An 18,461-nucleotide genomic window follows, 5' to 3' on the forward strand; every position below is an offset into this window, starting at 1 on the left:
ATTTTTCTTATGAAAGGAATAATAATTAAAATTCAGACTCTGCTACTTTGTGGAGTCCTAATCACTGGACTTTTTTCTTCTTGTGCTAGTGATGACAATATTGAGACTGGTACCAAGGTAAATCCTGGAGATAAGGTGTTGACTCTTACTCTCAATACTCCGAAAGCAACAACTACTCGTGCTACTAACATGACTGCAAACACCACAGAAGATCAGATTAATAGATTGACTATTGGTATATTTAGTTCTGATGGTAATACAGTTAGAACTATTCAGGAGTTGAGTTCTGATGCTGCTATAGGAACTACAGGTACTTTTTTTACAGATGGAACTAAAAAAGAAACGACTGCAACTTTGGTAACAAATTCTTTGGCAGATGGGGATATGGTATTGGTAGCAGTTAATGCTCCAACTACGACTTTTAATGGTTGCACCAAAGCATCTGACTTTGAGGACAAAACAATAGCTATAGATGCGGCTCTTGCTACTGACGACAAAAATAATATCGGAACTGCTGAGGCTAAAAATAACATACCAATGTATGGTTCTGGCAATATAATAAAACCAGCTACTGGATCAACTACCTATACTGCAAATGTTAATGTTAATCATCAGCTGGCAAAGATAACTTTAAGCGATTTAGCTGTTGCTTTTGATCCGAACGGTCCTTATAAGAATGCTATTTTTACACCGACTAGTTTTTTCTTGATTAATGTTCCTGAAGATTTAAAATTCAATTCAGATGCATGGTCTGGTTCTACTATAATTTACCACGGTAATGATGATAAGGCAACTACATATAAGGAGTACCTCGGTACAGGAAGTGTAACTGTTAGCCCTTTGCAAGTTGCTGCTTCAAAAACATCATCTGTTACCCTTAATAAATTTTTTTATACGATGCCTAACAGTGATGTAGCAAATAACACTAAATTGGTGATTTGCGGTACATTTGATTCTGATGGTGATGGTACGCCTGATCCTGGCAATACGTTTGATTCAAATGGTGATGGTACGCCTGATACAAATCCTGTATACTATCCAGTAAATATAAATTGGGTATATGATACTGCAACAAAGAAATCAGGTCCTGCCGATAAAGCTGTGGGCATTATTGCTAAGCAGGTTTCTCCTAACAAAAATTATATCTGCAATGTTAAGATAAAGACTAAGGGTGCAGCTTCTCCAACTGCAACCATAGATCCTGAGGACGTTTCAGTAACAGTTAAGGTTGCATCATTTGATAATGTGTCACAGGAAACTGTTTTTGAATAAATAGTTAAAAGACTTTGAATAAGTATTATCATTATGCGTAATGGAATTAAGACAATATTAATTGGACTTTTGCTGTCAATGATTATGGCATCATGCATTTACGATGAGTATCCTGATCGTAAACAATGTGATTTGATGCTTAATATCGTTGATAGCACAGGTTCACATTCTAATATACCTGATTCTGTTGCGCATAAATATGATGTTTATTGGTTTGTAAATGGTATCTACAAACAGACAATAAGTGCAGAAGATGATGGCTTATACAGATTGTCATTTGACAAGGGGGATCGAATTACTTTCGTTGCTATTGCTGCGAAAGATACTGCTGCTTGTAAGATGAATGTACCATCCGTGGGGGAGTCAATAAAGAATGTTTGGCTTCAACTCAAAACTAGTAGTAATAATATTTCTCCTCAACCTAGTGCTATTTATTACGGTAGTATTGATACCACGGCTACTGCGTCTGATCCGACAAGTAATAGATATGTTATATCTATGAAGGATGTTCGTTCTAGAATTAGTGTAAGAGTTAATGGACTAAGGGAGCGTTTTGGTGATGGTAACTATCGCATAGTTGTAGAGGGATTGCGTAGTGGTATTGCTTATGATGGTTCAACTTCTGGTGAATTGATAAACTATGAGTTTACTGGTAAATTTGATTCCGAAGGTAATTATGTTACAGGAAATGCAATGGTTTTCGCATCTGGTTCCGATGAGAGGGTTCGTGTTCGTGTTTATAAAGAGGATGGTGGAATGCTCTTCGATAGGGATGTTGATGAGGATAATAAACCTCTGATTGTGAATAAGCGTGACAATATCGTTTTTGTGATAAACGCCAGTTACTCTACAGATATGACTATTAGAATTGTGCCTTGGGATGAGGTCCCTAATCCTGGTGTATTCCAATAAGTTGACTGAATGTTAAATTTTATGACATTAAACAGTAAACATAATATATTTCAAAAAGTTGTTTTCAGTTTCATTGTTCTTGTCTCTTTCACTGCATCTTTTTTGATGCAGTCTTGTAGTGAGAATGATAATCCTGAAGATGATAAGGCTGTTGTTGTGTTGACATGTAAGTCTTTAGATTCTGAAACATCAACGAAACAGGACAGCAGTGTTACGCGTGCGATTACATCGACAACAGAAAATCAAATAAATAATGTTACTGTATTTATTTTTGATAGTAATGGTGATGTGATAGGTAGTGGTTATGGAGCTGGTGATATTACTCATACTGGTGCTAGTGTTACTATTACAACCAGACCTGCCGTAGGATGTACAATCTATGTGGTTGCAAATGTTAGTAGTGGAACGTTTAAAGGTGTGTATAATAAAACTCTGTTTGATCAGCAATATGCTACTATAACAGCCCCTTCTTATCTTCAAGATGATAAAACCAATATTGATACTTATCCTATCATGTTTGCTCAAGAGGCAGGAGTTGAAATAAAATCTGGAACTAAATTAGAGAAAACAATTGCTGTTGCGAGGTTATTGAGCAAGATAACGTTTAATATAAAACCAAAAAAGACTTCAGCGAGTCTTTATCCTATTACAATAGATGGTTATCAACTGCACCATGTACCTTTGGCTTGTTATTATGTTGATACTTATACGTCAGAACCTAATACAGTTTCTTATGGTGATTTTGATCCTGTTGCACTAACGACAAAGACAACCGATGGTAACACGCTCTCTTTCACATATTATGTGTATGAAAATTTGGCTGGCAAAAATTCAGCTTCTACTACATGGAAGGATAGAAACAAAATTAACACTTCAGGCCTCAATGTATCTTATCTGACAGTGGATGCTCATACTGATATCTGGAAAAGTAGATTCTATATTTATCTAGGTGGAAAGATTCTTACTTCAACTGGTACGAGTGGTGCTACCTATGATTATTCTGATTATAATATCTATCGTAATACTAATTATACAGTTACGGTGAATATTACTGGTAGTGGGGCTAGTGAAGATGATGTGAGAGTGGACTATGATGCTAATATCTATTTCGATGCGCCTGGGATTAAACAGTGGACTAATAATTCAATAGACGTATCGATGTAGTTTTATTCTACAGCACTTATTATGCGCTCGTTAGCAAAGTCGATACGCCTGTTGTCCATTGACTTCAGATATATTCTTGTAGTCTTCTCTGATGTGTGACCCATTCCGTCGCTTATCACGTCTATAGGAATTTCCATATCTAATGCTGCGCTTGCCCATGAGTGTCTTGCTACATACATTGTAAGGTTGCAGTCTAATCCTAGTTCTTTAGCTATCTTTTTTAAATTGTTGTTTATTGCCCTTTGACGACTGCGATATTGTGTACGCTCGTTGTCTTTGTTTGAATTCACTATCGGCAATAAATATGTACTGTCATTGCATGGATAGCGTTGTATGATGTCGCGCATGCATTGTTCCAATTTTATAGACAATATTTGACCTGTTTTCTTTCTTCGATAGGTGAGAAAACCATATTCAATATCTGTTTTCTTTAGGAATGCCATATCAACAAACGACATGCCGCGCGTATAGAAACTAAACATGAACATGTCTCTAGCAAATTCCATTGATTTTCTTATTTTTGTCATGCTTCTGATCTTACTGATGTCTAGTGTTGGTATAGCACGCTTCAAAGTCTTGTCAACTCCTGTATAAACATGCCTAAATGGTCTACTGTCAAATATTAACTCGCTGTCTACAGCTCTATTGTAAACAGCTCGCAATATGCGCATATAAAAAGAACTGGAGTTCATTGTGACACCTCCAGAACGCAAAAAAGTCTCGTATGATTCTATTAGCATGCAGTCTATATCCTGCATATTAATATCTTTATTCTTTCTGAATTTTTTAAAACTGTGTAGTGTACTAGTATATGTCTCAGCAGTGCGGTTATGCCCATTTTGAGATAATTGAGTAATAACATTTTTCATAAATGCAAAAAGAGAATGTTTATCTACTTTTTGTTTAGGTGTATCGTTTGTTATGTGACCTATACCTTTATCATCTACCTTAATTACAATGTCTTTACCCTTCTTAATTGTACCTTCAGAAATATCAATAATAATTTTTACCATAAATCCCTTAATCTTGAAGGTCCAAAGGTAAGATAAAAATTGGATATATTATTATAATATTTGTAATATAGTTGTATAAATTGAAGAAAATATTCATTAATATTGTCAAATCGGCATTTATTTCAGATTATTTATGCAGTTTGAAACTCCTGTTTTTAATAAAAAAGTCATGGAATAAATGTGATACGTGCATAGCCGTTGCCAGTATGTCCTGTTTCATTGCCTCCTCCTGGTGCAGGCAAAGATGTATTGCCTGCAATCATGGTTGAATTTGTAAATACGTAACCACTATAATGATTTGGAGTATCTGAAGGTTCTATAACAGTAGCTGTTGACGTTGCTTTAATGGCATTGCACCCTGTATAGCCCGATACAAATGAAGATCCCCCAGAGCCACCACAATGGGCAGCATTGCTTCCTGCATAATATCCACCACCTCCGCCAGTTTGCGTATTTCCATCACAATAACCAAAATGACCAGTTGACACAGTTGAATTATATACAAATGTGTTGCTTGTTGTATTATAAGTATAATATATATAATACCCTCCTGCTGTTTGTGTAGCCCCGAAACTGTTGTTATATCCGTAAGATCCACCAGTAGAAGGATTTGTGTGATTTATAGAAGTACCATTTCCTCCTATTAATGTTCCTCCGTATCCTCCATTTCCATCACCATACCATACTTCGGTTGCAGTATTTGTACTATTTCTATTGTTTGCACCACCACCACCAGCTGCAACCATAATCCTAGATTTCAAGCTATTAAAATCATTCCATGCTCCTGATGTAAGTCTAATATCTGATGCTCCACCTCCATTTCTTCCCCATTGATATTGGGCATTATCGTTGATTAAAGTAGAACCAGAATTAAAGGGGGTGGATGTTGCTACTAATGTACTACCTTGTTGTCCTACATAAATGTATACTGCATTGTCTTTTTGTAAACTAATATTTCCTATGGTATAAGCGCCATGCCCTCCTAAAAATCCGTTTATATCTCCTCCTGATGCTCCCCAACATTCAAATTTACTTGTTCCATACAAAGGTATAGTAAAACTTTGAGCAGCACCTGTATAATTGAAGTTTGCAATAAACTTATAAAACGTTCGGCTTGTATTTGTCGCTGTCAATGCAGAATAACTTCCTGGTGAGATAGTTGTAGAAAGAGGAGCCGACCATGCATCATTATTTGCTGTAATGCTATTGAATGTAGTACCCGAACCTGCCTTCGCTATATAATAATACTTATTATTGTAAAGCAAAGGTTGATTTCCCGAAAAATTACTTGAGGCAGTAACGGTTGTCTTATCTGAAGAGTCTGAGAATGTTGAATTTCCTCCCGTATAGGTCCTTGTTGTAGGAACACTTTTTGTTCCTAGAGTTATTACGGCAAGCCCCATTTTGTGTGCCATATCAAATGTGATACTGCTTGCTGTACTGCTTATTGTTCCCATTGCAACTTGCAGGTCATTTGCTTTAAAATCGTTTGTTGTGTTTTGAATTGTCGTAACAGACCAACCAGAAATGAGATTAGTAAAAAATGCGTCAGCTGTAGTTGCAGTAGCAGTAACGCTTGATGTTTGAGATGATTTATATGGATAATAAGCGAAATACTTATACTGTGGGGAAAACAAAATATTATTATCTAAAATCCAACTACTGCCATTATAAGAAGCTTTTACATTTGAATTCTTTATATTGTTGTTCTGATCCACTACATATATGCCAACGGCTTCTGGATTCTGGAAACTTGAAACTGGGGCCTCAGTTCCTCCCCAAGAACTAGGGTAGGAGATAGCTCCTAATGTCATTGTGTTAACCGAAGATGTAGACAACTTATATATAATGGATGTACCAGAATCCCATGTAGTTCCTGCCAGAGGTGCTTTGAGAGTCTTATCTCCGTTCCCATTATTGAATACCGCTTCTATATATGCGGTGCTGCTAGGCGAGAAAGTTTGTGGAATCATCATCATAGTACTTGTTCCACTGGTAAGCGCTACGTCTGCAGTGCCATCAATGACTATTCCTGTTGTTCCGTTGAGAGTAATACTTATATTACCTGTACTTGTACCATTGCTTGTATCCCAGGCGTTTGTGCTCAAATTATACGTTGCGGTTGTTATAGCCCCTTTTATAGCTATACTCTTGAATACACCAGGCACCATGTCCTTACCTACAGCGAATGTGATTGCCGTGAGAGCATGATAGAATGACATATCAACTCCTGCCGCAATAGACGTGGTATTTCTTGTCTGATTCAATGTCTTGGCAACCATCAGGTCTGGTTGTTTTGTCACATCAGTATTAGCTGTATATGTGATAGATGGCGTACCAGTTGACGAAGCACTCGCAACGGTCACATCACTGTTACCAAAAGGAGTATAGGCGAAAAAAGACAGTTTATCACCATTGTCAGGCCAAAAGTAGTCAGTACCCGTTTTCCAGATACTTCCAGAAGTGCTAACTTGTTGATTATTTATGAAATCGGGTGCGATACCGCTTAAATCAGTAGCAGAACTAGTACTGCGATAAGCGAGTAAGCCAAATGAGCTTCCAATAGAAGATGAAGTGTTTGGTGCTCCACGAGTAGGTAGCACCTTATCTGTAGATTCATCAATTATAACTCTTCCGCTTTTAGTTATAGGAATATTATTAGCTGTTTGAATATGGGTTCCTATTTGTGTTATGGGGTGAAGGTATAGTGGGGTAGGGATGTCAGATTTCACTATTAGTGGTTCTTTCTCATTACTTGACAAAACTGCTCGCGATTTCGCCTGTTGTCCTGTCCATCCTTCTACTGTCCGTGTGGTAAATAATATCTTATTTCCCGATAGATCATTATACGCAAATTCTCCGCTTTCTCGGCAAGACGATAGGGTTAATGCACATATACATACTATACCAGTTAAACACTTTTGTAAATCATTGATACTCATAATAATCACTATAACAATTTTCAATAATTATCACTCAAAAAAATGTCCCTCTCTCCGCGAGAGAAGAGATTTTTTAATTAATAATGGTGCAAAAGTAGATTTTATTTATAAACAATCCAAATTTTTAGAAACTTTTTTTCATCAAAAATTACAAGTCGACTGATTTTTAACACTTTACATATTATTTTATGCCTAAACATGAACAAAATAGTATATAATATCTGTTATATAAATAACAAATTATATAAGGTTTAGCATTAAAAAAACAGTGATATTCCTTTGATATAAATTTATAGTCATAAATAGAAATACTCTTCATGCTTAAATCAACAACTATTTCTTTTAAACTTTCATTTTGTTATTTAGAACTTCCACATTATTTATTAATAACTAAAGGAACTTTCATAAGTATTATCGAAACTAATACTGCATGCATTTATATTTATAATAAGATATTCGTATATTTCTATTCTCTCGCGGAGAGAACAGAATTGGATCGAGTTATGGAAAAGAAGTTTTTGCTTAGGATAAATGTATCACTTTTACTATTGATTATAATTTCTCTGTTTTCTTCATGTACTGGCGAAGCAAACATTATAGGCTGTGATAATAATGAACAAATTAACTTTTCAGTATTAACTCCAGAATGGCAAAATATAGATTCATTGTCTAGCACCAAATCTTCACGCGCAATACCAATTGTGGATACTTCATTTGGTACTGATAAAAATTTCAACTTGATAGCAGATCAAAATGACGGAGTTGGCAGTTACAGTATCTTGATAGATAAAGAACCTGTATCTTTCATTAATAGCATGTGGCAGACTACAAATCCTCATTATTGGCCAGGAATCACTAATAAGACGGTTAACTTCTACGCATACTACCCTACTAGTATTTCTGGTAATATTTCTCATACCGTTGGATCTGCGCCAACACTATCATATATAGTCCCAAATGATGCAGTCAACCAAATTGATATAATCACAGCTACTGCTAATAATGTTAGTGGGAATACTAATTCTGCTACGCCATTAACTTTTAATCATGTTTTTGCGGCAGTAAAGTTTGCTGTAGGTACTAGCGGATTGCCTAGTGGAACTATTAAATCAATAACGATAGATGGGATAAAGAATTCAGGCACATACACTTTTGGAAGTGGATGGGCTCTTGGTTCAACGATATCATCATTTACAGTATCACCATCTGCAACAATAACTGGTACTAGCGGAGAAAATATCACATCTGACGCCTTTACTTTAATGATGATTCCTCAACCTTTTACGAATGCAACCATCACGCTTACATATAATACAGGGACAACATATAAAAAAAATATATCTGGAAATTGGACCGCTGGAGCATCATATACTTATAATTTATCAAAACCTGTAAATATTGGTGATTACTATTATAGCGATGGTACTTGGGGAACAATTGCAGAGCATTCTAGTTCTACAGCATTACCAATAGGAATAATATTTTACAATACAACAAGCTCGATTGATAGTGGACATGGGTGGAAACATGGTTATGCTATGGCTTTGCAAACAGCAGCGAAATCAATACCATGGGAAAGTTCTAATGACGGTATAGTTGACAACAAGGATGTTAACACCAATTTTCCGACCACTTTTGATAAAATGAAATTGGATATGGATGGCTATACTCATAGCCTTTCAATGAAAACTTATGGTGGCAGTAATTCTAAAATTTTATCTAATTCAAACTATCCTGCTTATTATTCTGCTCTTAATTTTGGAAATGGAACTTATGGAAGTGTTATAAATGCAGCACCAAAAACAAATAATAGTGGATGGTACCTTCCTAGTATCGGCCAATGGTATTATTTTATGCTGTATATTGGCAAAGCATCTTTCATAAACAATGGAACTAGTGGATCATCTTCTCAAGCATCAATCATTATAGAAAATTCAATTAATACATATATTAATTTAGCAAAAACATATAATAACACATCAGAAACAGTTTACTCTATTTCTTGGAATTGGTGTAGTTCTGAGTATAATGGTTCAGTAGCTTGTGATGCGGCTTTTTCAGGAGATGCTGTATATATAATAGGAAACTTATCAAAGGAATATGTTGATAATATGGTTGTAAGATCAGCGATAGCATTTTAAGAATTATATAGAGCACATATGATTAAAAGATTTTTGATCGTTTGAGAAATACTAATGATACTTATTTGTAAAACTGATTTAACTTTATCCCCCCTAAATATTTTTAAAACGAACCTTTCTCTTCTCTCGCGGAGAGAAGAGAAAGGATTGAGTTATGGTAAGAAAGTTTTTGCGAGGTATAAATGTATCACTTTTATTATTAATTATTATATCTTCGTTTTCTTCATGTGCTAACGAAATGAATGTTTTTGAAGATAATAAACAAATAAACTTTTCCGTATCTGTCCCAGAATGGAAGAGTACTGATTCTTCTACTACTATGAAAAGTTCACGCGCAATGCCAATAGCAGGAACATCATTAAGCACTTCTAATACATTTAACTTAATAGCAGACCAAAATGACGGAGCTGGTAATTACAGTACATTGATAAATAGTCAAACTGTTACTTGTACCAATAATTTATGGAAAACATCAAATAATTATTATTGGTCAGGGATAGCTACTAAGACTATAAACTTCTACGCATACTACCCTACCACTATTTCTACCAGTATTACTCATACAGTAGGCTCTGCGCCAATTTTATCCTATACAGTTTCTGATAATGTATCTAATCAAATAGATATAATGACAGCGGCAGGGACGAATGTTAGTGGGAATACTAATTCTGCTACGCCATTAACTTTTAATCATATTTTTGCGGCCGTACAATTTAATATAGGCAGTTCGGGTATGCCTAATGGTACAATAACAGGTATTGCGTTGAATAATATATTATATAAGGGAACTTATAACTTTAATGGAACTTGGACTCAAGATGCAACGGTAAAAAAGTCTTTCTCACAAACAGTATCATCTTCTACAAGTGCCGGTACAGCAATAACATCAGGCACTACGACCTTTATGATGATACCTCAAACACTAGCTAGTGACGCAAGTATAACCGTGACCTATAGTAATGGTGGAACACTTACAAAATCTATAGCAGGAACATGGAATGCTGGAAAAATATATACTTACAATATTTCAAAAACTATACCTGTAGCGAATTTTGATTATACTGGTAATGTTCAGACTTATACAGTCCCTCTTACAGGAACTTACAAATTAGAAGTTTGGGGCGCTCAAGGTTCTTCGGGATGGTCTGGCGGCATAAGTGCAAATGGAGGTTATAGTTATGGAAATATTTATCTAACGACTGGAGCAGTACTTTATATCTATACAGGAGGATCTGTAGCTTATAATACTTTTAATGGCGGTAGTGAAACCTATAATGGTGGAGGAAAAGGTGCTGCACCTGGAGGAGGTGCTTCTCATATAGCCACAACAAACAGAGGGGTATTAAGTAATTATAAAAATTATCAATCAGAAGTATTGATTGTCGCTGGAGGTGCAGGAGGAGTAGAATGGAGTGGTACCGGTGGCTTTGGCGGAGGTTTGAATGGAGGAAATGGAAATTCACAACAAAGTAGTGATTTTGCAGCTTCAGCATCGGCATATGGTGGCAGTCAAACTTCAGGTGGTGCTTCCGTAGCTCAATCTACATCTGTCTATCCAAGTCCTAATACATTAGTAGATGGTAGCTTCGGGCAGGGGGGGGATGGATATCAAAGTTCTCTCAATGATTATGGTGCAGGCGGAGGAGGCGGTTGGTACGGTGGCGGAGGTACCTCATATTCTGGAGCTGGTGGCGGTGGTTCCGGACATTTAGGTTCAAATTTAATAAGTGGAACAACAGGTATGAGCAATGGCGTTCGTTCAGGTAATGGCTACGCTAGAATAACTTTCGTTTCAGCCAATTAAATTCCCGTTCTCAATCCTTTTCTCTTCTCTCGCGGAGAGAAGAGAAAAGGATTGAGTTATGGTAAGAAAGTTTTTGATAAGGATAAATGTATCATTTTTGTTATTAATTATTATTTCTCTGTTTTGTTCATGTACTGGTGAAATGAATATACTTGAAGGAAATAATAATAAACTAATTAACTTTTCTGTATCTGTACCCGAATGGGAAAATAACGATAATAATTCAAATCAGGATTCTAGAGCTACTCCAATCTCAGGAATATCATTAGGAACGTCAAGCACTTTTAACATGATTGCTGATGTCAATAATGGAAGTAATAGTTACAGCACAATAATCAATAACGAAACCGTTTCTTTCATAAATAGCATGTGGCAGACCACAACTCCTCATTATTGGTCTGGAGTTACAAATAAAACTGTTAACTTCTATGCATACTATCCAAGTAACATTAGTACTATTTTTCATACAGTAGGCTCTGTACCAACATTATCATATACAGTTCCTACTGAATCTAGCAACCAGATTGATATAATTACTGCTACAGGTAATAATGTAAGTGGCAATACTAATTCTTCTACCCCATTGACATTCAATCATATTTTTGCAGCAGTTAAGTTTGCTGTTGGCAATAACGGGCTACCTAGTGGGACTATAAAATCCATAACAATAAGTGGAATAAAAAATACTGGTACATACACTTTTGGAAGTGGGTGGACTCCTAGTTCAACAACATCATCATTTACAGTATCACCATCTACAGCAATAACAGGATCGGCTGGAGTAAATATTACATCTGATGCTTATACCTTGATGATGATTCCTCAAGTTTTCAGCAATGCAACAGTTTCATTAATTTACAATAACGGTACTACTTTTTCTACTACAATATCAGGTACGTGGAATGCTGGCAATTCATATACTTATAATTTATCCAAAACAGTAGTATCCAATTTCGCATATACAGGAGCATCACAAACTTTTACGGTACAATATGCAGGAACTTATAGAATACAATGTTGGGGTGCTCAAGGAAGATGCCAAGGTGCATATACTTCAGGAGATATTTATCTAAATAAAGGAACAAATCTATATGTTTACGTTGGAAGTGCAGGGGTACAATCTTCAACTTCATTATCATCTCCAACTGTATTTAATGGAGGTGGAGGATACACAAGTGGCTGTCTCGATTATAACAATTCTACAGGTGGAGGAGCTACTGATATAAGGCTGGTAAATGGAAGTTGGGATGATTTTTCTTCATTAAAAAGTAGAATAATAGTAGCGGCCGGTGGTGGTGGAAATATAGCTCCTATGACAAAGCCTGGATATGGAGGAGCCTTAACTTCTGCTGATGCTGATGGAGCTTATCCACAAAGTACATTTCCTAGCGATTATGGAACTGTTAGCGGTGTAACACAAACTAGTGGATATAGTTTTGGCATAGGACAAACAGGAAATTCCGGAGCAAATTTAAGTAGATCTGGAGGAGGGGGAGGATATTATGGCGGGTACGCTTATCATTGTGCAGCCTCAGGAGGTTCATCATTTATATCAGGTTATCCAGGTTGTAATGCGATATCAGCTTCATCAACATCAACAAATATTATACCAACAGGCTCTCCTAATCACTCTTCAGGGTATATTTTCATAAATTCGTCAATGATAGCAGGAGATTCTTCTATGCCTTCACCATCTGGTAGTGCGGAAATTGGTCATTTGGGTGCTGGCTACGCTAGAATAACGTTTATTTCTGCTAATTAAATACTTATTCTCATTCTTTTCTCTTCTCTCGCGGAGAGAAGAGAAAAGAATTGAGTTATGGGAAAGAAGTTTTTGTTAAGGATAAATGTATCGCTTTTGTTATTAATCATTATTTCTTCGTTTTCTTCATGTGCTAACGAAATGAATATGTTTGGGTGGAATAATAATGAACAAATTAACTTCTCGGTATCTACCCCTTCTTGGAAGGGTAATGATTCTATAGCTAGCCATTCTGTTAAAACAGAAACACGTGCAACTCCAATAACAGATGCTTCTCTTGGAACAGACAAAACATTTGGAATAATTGCAGATATTGTAAACGGAAGTAATTATACAACAGAAATAAACAAAGAAGTAGTTTCGTACAATACAACTAATAAGATTTGGGAAACAATAGCTGATCATTATTGGCCTGGTGCAAACAAAACGGTTAATTTCTATGCGTACTATCCCGCAAGTATCACAAATGGAACTATAACTCACACAGCGGGTACAACTCCGACATTAACATACACCGTTCCTGCAGACGCAACCACTCAAGTAGATATAATAACGGCTACAGCTAATAATATTAGTGGTAGCACAAATTCTTCTACACCATTAACATTTAGTCATATATTTGCTGCTGTACAGTTTAGTATAGGCAGCACAGGTATGCCTACAGGAACAATAACCGGTATTACTCTGAACAATATATTATATAAGGGTGCCTATAACTTTAATGGAACATGGACTCCCGATGCGACGTCAAAAACATCTTTCTCACAGACTGTATCAGTACCAACCAATGCTGGTGCTTCTATTACTTCAGGGATATTGACTTTTATGATGATTCCACAGACTTTGGGAAGTGATGCAAGTATAACAGTTACTTATAGTAATGGTGGCACACTTACGAAATCTATATCAGGAACATGGAGTGCAGGAAAAATATATGCATTCAACATTTCAAAAACGATTTCCGCAACTTTTAACTATACAGGCAATGTTCAAATGTATACAATACCTTTGGATGGAACATATAAAATAGAGTGTTGGGGGGCTCAAGGGGGATGTTGCGATAATGGAGATGGTGGCAAGGGCGGATATACTAAAGGTGAAATTTTGCTGAAAGCAGGAACCACCATCTACTTTTATGTTGGACAAAATCCATCCAAAAACAGTTTGCTAGGAGGGTGGAACGGTGGTGGCAATGGGAGCAGTCATGCCGATGGTAATGGTTTACAAACGGGCTGTGCCGGTGGAGGCGCTACAGATCTTAGACTTGTTTACTCACAAGATTCTCAGGATTTTAATAGTTTAAAATCTAGAATAATGGTTGCTGGAGGTGGAAGTGGTACAGGATATTGTGCAGTGTATACTCTTTACTGTGGAATTGCTGGTGCTGGTGGTGGTCTTAATGGTATGGATGGTAATGATATTAGTCAAAATGGGAATTTGGATTATACCGCTTCAGGTGGAACACAAACATCAGGTGGAAATACTAAAAATGCGTTTGAGTATGTTGATGGAGACCCTAATAAAAGCTTAATAATAAATTCTGGATTGAATAAGGGTGGATTTGGATATGGAGGAACAAACAATGGATATAAATCCGTATTAGGTGGATGCGCAGGCGGTTCTGGATATTACGGAGGAGGAGCCGCAAATAGAGCACATGGTGGTGGTGGTGGTGGATCCTCTTTCATATCAGGCTATCCTGGTTGCAATGCCATAGATCAATCATCAACATCAGATAGAATTACACATACAGGATCTCCTGTTCATTATTCAAAGTATGTTTTTACCAATTCACAAATGATTGCAGGTACCGCTTCTATGCCTTCACCTACAGGTGGCACCGAAACAGGTCATACAGGCAATGGATATGCTCGTATAACCTTCGTTTCTGCTAATTAAATACCTGTTCTCAATTCTTTTCTCTTCTCTCGCGGAGAGAAGAGAAAGGATTGAGTTATGGTAAAGAAGTATTTGCGAGGTATCAATGTATCATTTTTATTATTGATTATTATTTCTACGTTTTCTTCATGTGCAAACGAAATGAATATTTTTGAAGGAAATAATAATAAACAAATTAACTTTTTGGTATCTGTTCCAGAATGGAAAAATACAGATTCATTGGAAACGACGAAAACTTCACGTTCCACACCAATTACGGATACATCGTTTGGTACAGATAAGACTTTTGGAATGATAGCTGATGTTAGCGATGAAAGTAGTTATACAACAGAAATCGACAAAGAGACGATTAAGTATAATACTGTAAATAAGATGTGGGAAACGACAGCTGATCATTATTGGTCAGGAACTGCAAATAAAACCATGAACTTCTATGCATACTCCCCTACTAGTATTTTCACTAACATTTCTCATACAGCAGGCTTTGCTCCTACTTTATCCTATACAGTTCCTGATAATGTATCTGATCAATTAGATATAATGACAGCTACAAATAATAATGTTATCGGCAATACTAATTCTTCTACTCCATTAACTTTTAATCATATATTTGCTGCTGTGAACTTTGCTGTCGGTACTAACGGATTGCCTAGTGGAATTATAAAATCAATAACGATAAGTGGAATAAAGAATTCAGGCACATACACTTTTGGAAGTGGATGGACTCTTGGTTCTACAACATCATTATTTACCGTATCACCATCTACAACAATAACAGGTACTAGCGGAGAAAATATTACATCTGATGCTTTTACATTAATGATGATACCTCAAGTTTTTACTAATGCAACCGTTTCATTAGTTTACAATAATGGCACTACGTTTTCTGCTAAAATATCGGGAACATGGAATACAGGTGAGGTTTATACTTATAAGCTTTCTAAAACTATAGTTTTTAATTATGATTACACTGGCGCATCTCAGACCTTTACAGCTCCATGCACAGGGACATATAAAATTGAATGTTGGGGAGCATCAGGAGGAAATGATGATGCAGATGTCGTTATTGGTTATGGAGGTAAAGGTGGATATACAAAAGGATATATAAAAGTAAATTATGGACAAATATTTTATGTGTGTGTAGGTAGAGCTGGTATTTTAGTAGGTTCTGATTTTTTCAATGGAGGAGGAATCTCTAATGGTTCAGCCTCTGGAGGAGGAGCCACAGATATTAGATTAGATTATACCAATTGGAATGATTTTGAAAGTTTAAAATCAAGGATAATGGTTGCTGGTGGAGGAGGTGGTGGTGAAAATGCAAGTAAAGATGGTGGCGCTGCTGGTGGAATAAATGGTTATAGTAGTAAATCTGGAGTAATATCAGGCGGTGCTCAAACTGCAGGATATGGATTCGGAATAGCTTTGTATACTTTATATAATAATATTGATTGGGGGGGTGGAGGAAATGGTTATTACTCAGGATACTCTGCTACAGCAGAAACAGGCAACACCCATATTGATGGTGGTGGTGGCGGTTCTTCTTTCATATCAGGTTATTCTGTTTGTAATGCTATTGATAAATCATCAACATCTGGTAATATTATACATACAGGCTTACCGAATCACTATTCTGGATATATTTTTACTAATTCACAAATGATTGATGGTGCTTCATCTATGCCTTCACCTACAGGTGGGACAGAAACTGGGCATGCGGGCAATGGTTATGCAAGAATAACCTTTGTTTCCGCTAACTAAATGTCTTTTTCCATTCTTTTCTCTTCTCTCGCGGAGAGAAGAGAAAGGATTGGGTTATGGTAAAGAAGTATTTGCGAGGTATCAATGTATCATTCTTATTATTGATTATTATTTCTACGTTTTCTTCATGTGCAAACGAAATGAATATACTTGATGGAAATAATAATGAACAAATTAACTTTTCTGTATCTGTACCGGAATGGAAAAATAACGATAATAATTCAAATCAGGATTCTAGAGCTACTCCAATTTCTGGAACATCATTAGGAACGTCAAGCACTTTTAACATGATTGCTGATGTCAATAATGGAAGTAATAGTTACGGCACAATAATCAATAACGAAGCAGTTTCTTTCATAAATAGCATGTGGCAGACCACAATTCCCCATTATTGGTCTGGAATTACAAATAAAACAGTTAACTTCTACGCATACTACCCTACAAGTATTTCTAGTAATATTTCTTATGCAGCAGGCTCTGTTCCAACTTTATCATATACTGTTCCAAATGATGCAGTCAACCAGATTGATATAATGACTGCTACAGCTAATAATGTTAATGGAAACACAAATTCTTCAACATCTTTAACATTTAGTCATATATTTGCAGCAGTACAGTTTAGTATAGGCAGCGCCGGTATGCCTACAGGAACAATAACTGGTATTACTTTGAATAACATATTATATAAAGGTGTTTATAACTTTAATGGAACATGGATCCAGGATGCGACGTCTAAAACATCTTTTTCACAGACCGTATTAGTACCAACCAATGCAGGTACTTCTATCACTTCTGGAACACTGATCTTTATGATGATGCCACAGACATTAGGAAGTGATGCAAGTATAATTGTGACCTATAGTAATGGTGGAACACTTACAAAATCAATATCGGGAGTATGGACAGCGGGTAACATATACACATATAACATTTCAAAAACTATATCTGTAGCTAATTTTGATTATACTGGCAATATGCAATCTTATACAATACCTTTAAATGGAACTTACAAAATAGAATGCTGGGGAGCTCAAGGTGGTCCAAATGGTTGTAAAGGTGGATATACTTCAGGAGAAATAAAACAAACAGAAGGTTCTGTTTTATATATATATGTTGGCCAAAAAGGGCAAACATGTCCAGGATTCTCAACAGGCGGTGCAGGTTGGAATGGTGGAGGTAATGCTAATACAACAGCTTCAACAGCTGCCACAAGAGGCGGAGGTGGTGGGGCTACTGATATAAGAACTATCTCTGGTATTTGGAATAATTCGAATTCGTTGAAATCAAGGATTATGGTAGCCGGTGGTGGTGGAGGTATAGGACAAAGTTACTATGCCCTTTATGGGTATGCTGGTGGAATTAGTGGTGGATATATAGGTTCTATAGGTCCTGCCGGAAAAGGAGGTACACAATTATTAGGAGGGGCTGGAGGGTACGATTCTAAGTATGGCACCGCTTTTTCTGGAGGATTTGGATATGGAGGACAAGGGTTAGCCTTTGGAAGTGGTGGAGGTGGTGGATATTATGGTGGTGGTGGTGGTGTTCAATCTGATTCTGGAGATGGTGCAGGCGGTGGTGGTTCTTCGTATATATCGGGACATTCTGATTGTGCAGTTTATTCTTTAATATATACATTTTCAAAAACTATCATAATTGATGGCAACACTTCTATGCCATCACCTTCTGGCGGAACAGAAACTGGACACACTGGCAATGGTTATGCAAGAATAACCTTCGTTTCAGCTAATTAAATACCTGTTTTCAATTCTTTTCTCTTCTCTCGCGGAGAGAAGA

The 18,461-nt window shown here is 36.4% G+C and carries 11 protein-coding genes; 9 read left to right on the forward strand and 2 right to left on the reverse strand.

Features of this window, described 5'->3' with window-relative positions; translation table 11 throughout:
- Positions 1–9: 9 nt before the first annotated feature.
- Genes prwr041_RS08830 through prwr041_RS08840 form a run of 3 tightly spaced genes read left to right on the forward strand, consistent with a single transcriptional unit; the run spans position 10 to position 3,348 of the window.
- Positions 10–1,272 (forward strand): fimbrial protein, encoded by a 1,263-nt coding sequence (locus tag prwr041_RS08830; RefSeq protein ID WP_207153449.1) that lies wholly within the window; start codon positions 10–12, stop codon positions 1,270–1,272.
- Between the two features lie 33 nt (positions 1,273–1,305).
- Positions 1,306–2,184: a FimB/Mfa2 family fimbrial subunit gene (locus prwr041_RS08835; protein ID WP_207153450.1), complete on the forward strand. Its 879-nt coding sequence runs from the start codon at positions 1,306–1,308 to the stop codon at positions 2,182–2,184.
- Positions 2,185–2,205: 21 nt separating this feature from the next.
- Complete coding sequence (locus prwr041_RS08840; protein WP_207153451.1) at positions 2,206–3,348, forward strand: fimbrial protein; 1,143 nt, start codon at positions 2,206–2,208, stop codon at positions 3,346–3,348.
- A gap of 2 nt (positions 3,349–3,350) precedes the next feature.
- On the opposite strand, the gene prwr041_RS08845 is transcribed toward prwr041_RS08840, so the two are convergent.
- Both prwr041_RS08845 and prwr041_RS08850 read right to left on the reverse strand, forming a co-directional pair.
- Positions 3,351–4,361, reverse strand: coding sequence for a tyrosine-type recombinase/integrase (locus prwr041_RS08845; protein WP_237072187.1), 1,011 nt, complete (start codon positions 4,359–4,361; stop codon positions 3,351–3,353).
- 167 nt (positions 4,362–4,528) lie between these two features.
- Entirely contained in the window at positions 4,529–7,093 is a 2,565-nt protein-coding gene (locus tag prwr041_RS08850) for a glycine-rich protein (RefSeq protein ID WP_237072188.1), read from the reverse strand.
- A 713-nt stretch (positions 7,094–7,806) separates the two neighbouring features.
- Here prwr041_RS08850 and prwr041_RS08855 point away from each other — a divergent pair.
- From prwr041_RS08855 to prwr041_RS08880, 6 genes are all read left to right on the forward strand, one after another.
- Positions 7,807–9,444, forward strand: coding sequence for a fimbrillin family protein (locus prwr041_RS08855; protein WP_207153453.1), 1,638 nt, complete (start codon positions 7,807–7,809; stop codon positions 9,442–9,444).
- Between the two features lie 154 nt (positions 9,445–9,598).
- Positions 9,599–11,248, forward strand: a complete 1,650-nt coding sequence (locus prwr041_RS08860) for a glycine-rich protein (RefSeq protein ID WP_207153454.1) — start codon at positions 9,599–9,601, stop codon at positions 11,246–11,248.
- Between the two features lie 58 nt (positions 11,249–11,306).
- Positions 11,307–13,010: a fimbrillin family protein gene (locus tag prwr041_RS08865; RefSeq protein WP_207153455.1), complete on the forward strand. Its 1,704-nt coding sequence runs from the start codon at positions 11,307–11,309 to the stop codon at positions 13,008–13,010.
- 57 nt (positions 13,011–13,067) lie between these two features.
- A complete protein-coding gene (locus tag prwr041_RS08870) occupies positions 13,068–14,909 on the forward strand; it encodes a fimbrillin family protein (protein WP_207153456.1) in 1,842 nt (613 codons plus the stop codon).
- 57 nt (positions 14,910–14,966) lie between these two features.
- Positions 14,967–16,667: a fimbrillin family protein gene (locus tag prwr041_RS08875; RefSeq protein WP_207153457.1), complete on the forward strand. Its 1,701-nt coding sequence runs from the start codon at positions 14,967–14,969 to the stop codon at positions 16,665–16,667.
- Between the two features lie 56 nt (positions 16,668–16,723).
- Complete coding sequence (locus tag prwr041_RS08880; RefSeq protein ID WP_207153458.1) at positions 16,724–18,418, forward strand: fimbrillin family protein; 1,695 nt, start codon at positions 16,724–16,726, stop codon at positions 18,416–18,418.
- Positions 18,419–18,461: the final 43 nt, after the last annotated feature.

Origin of the sequence: Prevotella herbatica (assembly GCF_017347605.1) — a bacterium.
GTDB classification, from domain to species: Bacteria; Bacteroidota; Bacteroidia; order Bacteroidales; family Bacteroidaceae; genus Prevotella; species Prevotella herbatica.

Excerpts from the sequence above, each read along its gene's own strand:
- prwr041_RS08845 (WP_237072187.1), bottom strand. The coding sequence starts at position 4,361 with ATGGTAAAAATTATTATTGATATTTCTGAAGGTACAATTAAGAAGGGT.
- prwr041_RS08860 (WP_207153454.1), top strand. The coding sequence starts at position 9,599 with ATGGTAAGAAAGTTTTTGCGAGGTATAAATGTATCACTTTTATTATTA.
- prwr041_RS08880 (WP_207153458.1), top strand. The coding sequence starts at position 16,724 with ATGGTAAAGAAGTATTTGCGAGGTATCAATGTATCATTCTTATTATTG.
- prwr041_RS08875 (WP_207153457.1), top strand. The coding sequence starts at position 14,967 with ATGGTAAAGAAGTATTTGCGAGGTATCAATGTATCATTTTTATTATTG.
- prwr041_RS08830 (WP_207153449.1), top strand. The coding sequence starts at position 10 with ATGAAAGGAATAATAATTAAAATTCAGACTCTGCTACTTTGTGGAGTC.
- prwr041_RS08855 (WP_207153453.1), top strand. The coding sequence starts at position 7,807 with ATGGAAAAGAAGTTTTTGCTTAGGATAAATGTATCACTTTTACTATTG.
- prwr041_RS08840 (WP_207153451.1), top strand. The coding sequence starts at position 2,206 with ATGACATTAAACAGTAAACATAATATATTTCAAAAAGTTGTTTTCAGT.
- prwr041_RS08870 (WP_207153456.1), top strand. The coding sequence starts at position 13,068 with ATGGGAAAGAAGTTTTTGTTAAGGATAAATGTATCGCTTTTGTTATTA.
- prwr041_RS08865 (WP_207153455.1), top strand. The coding sequence starts at position 11,307 with ATGGTAAGAAAGTTTTTGATAAGGATAAATGTATCATTTTTGTTATTA.
- prwr041_RS08835 (WP_207153450.1), top strand. The coding sequence starts at position 1,306 with ATGCGTAATGGAATTAAGACAATATTAATTGGACTTTTGCTGTCAATG.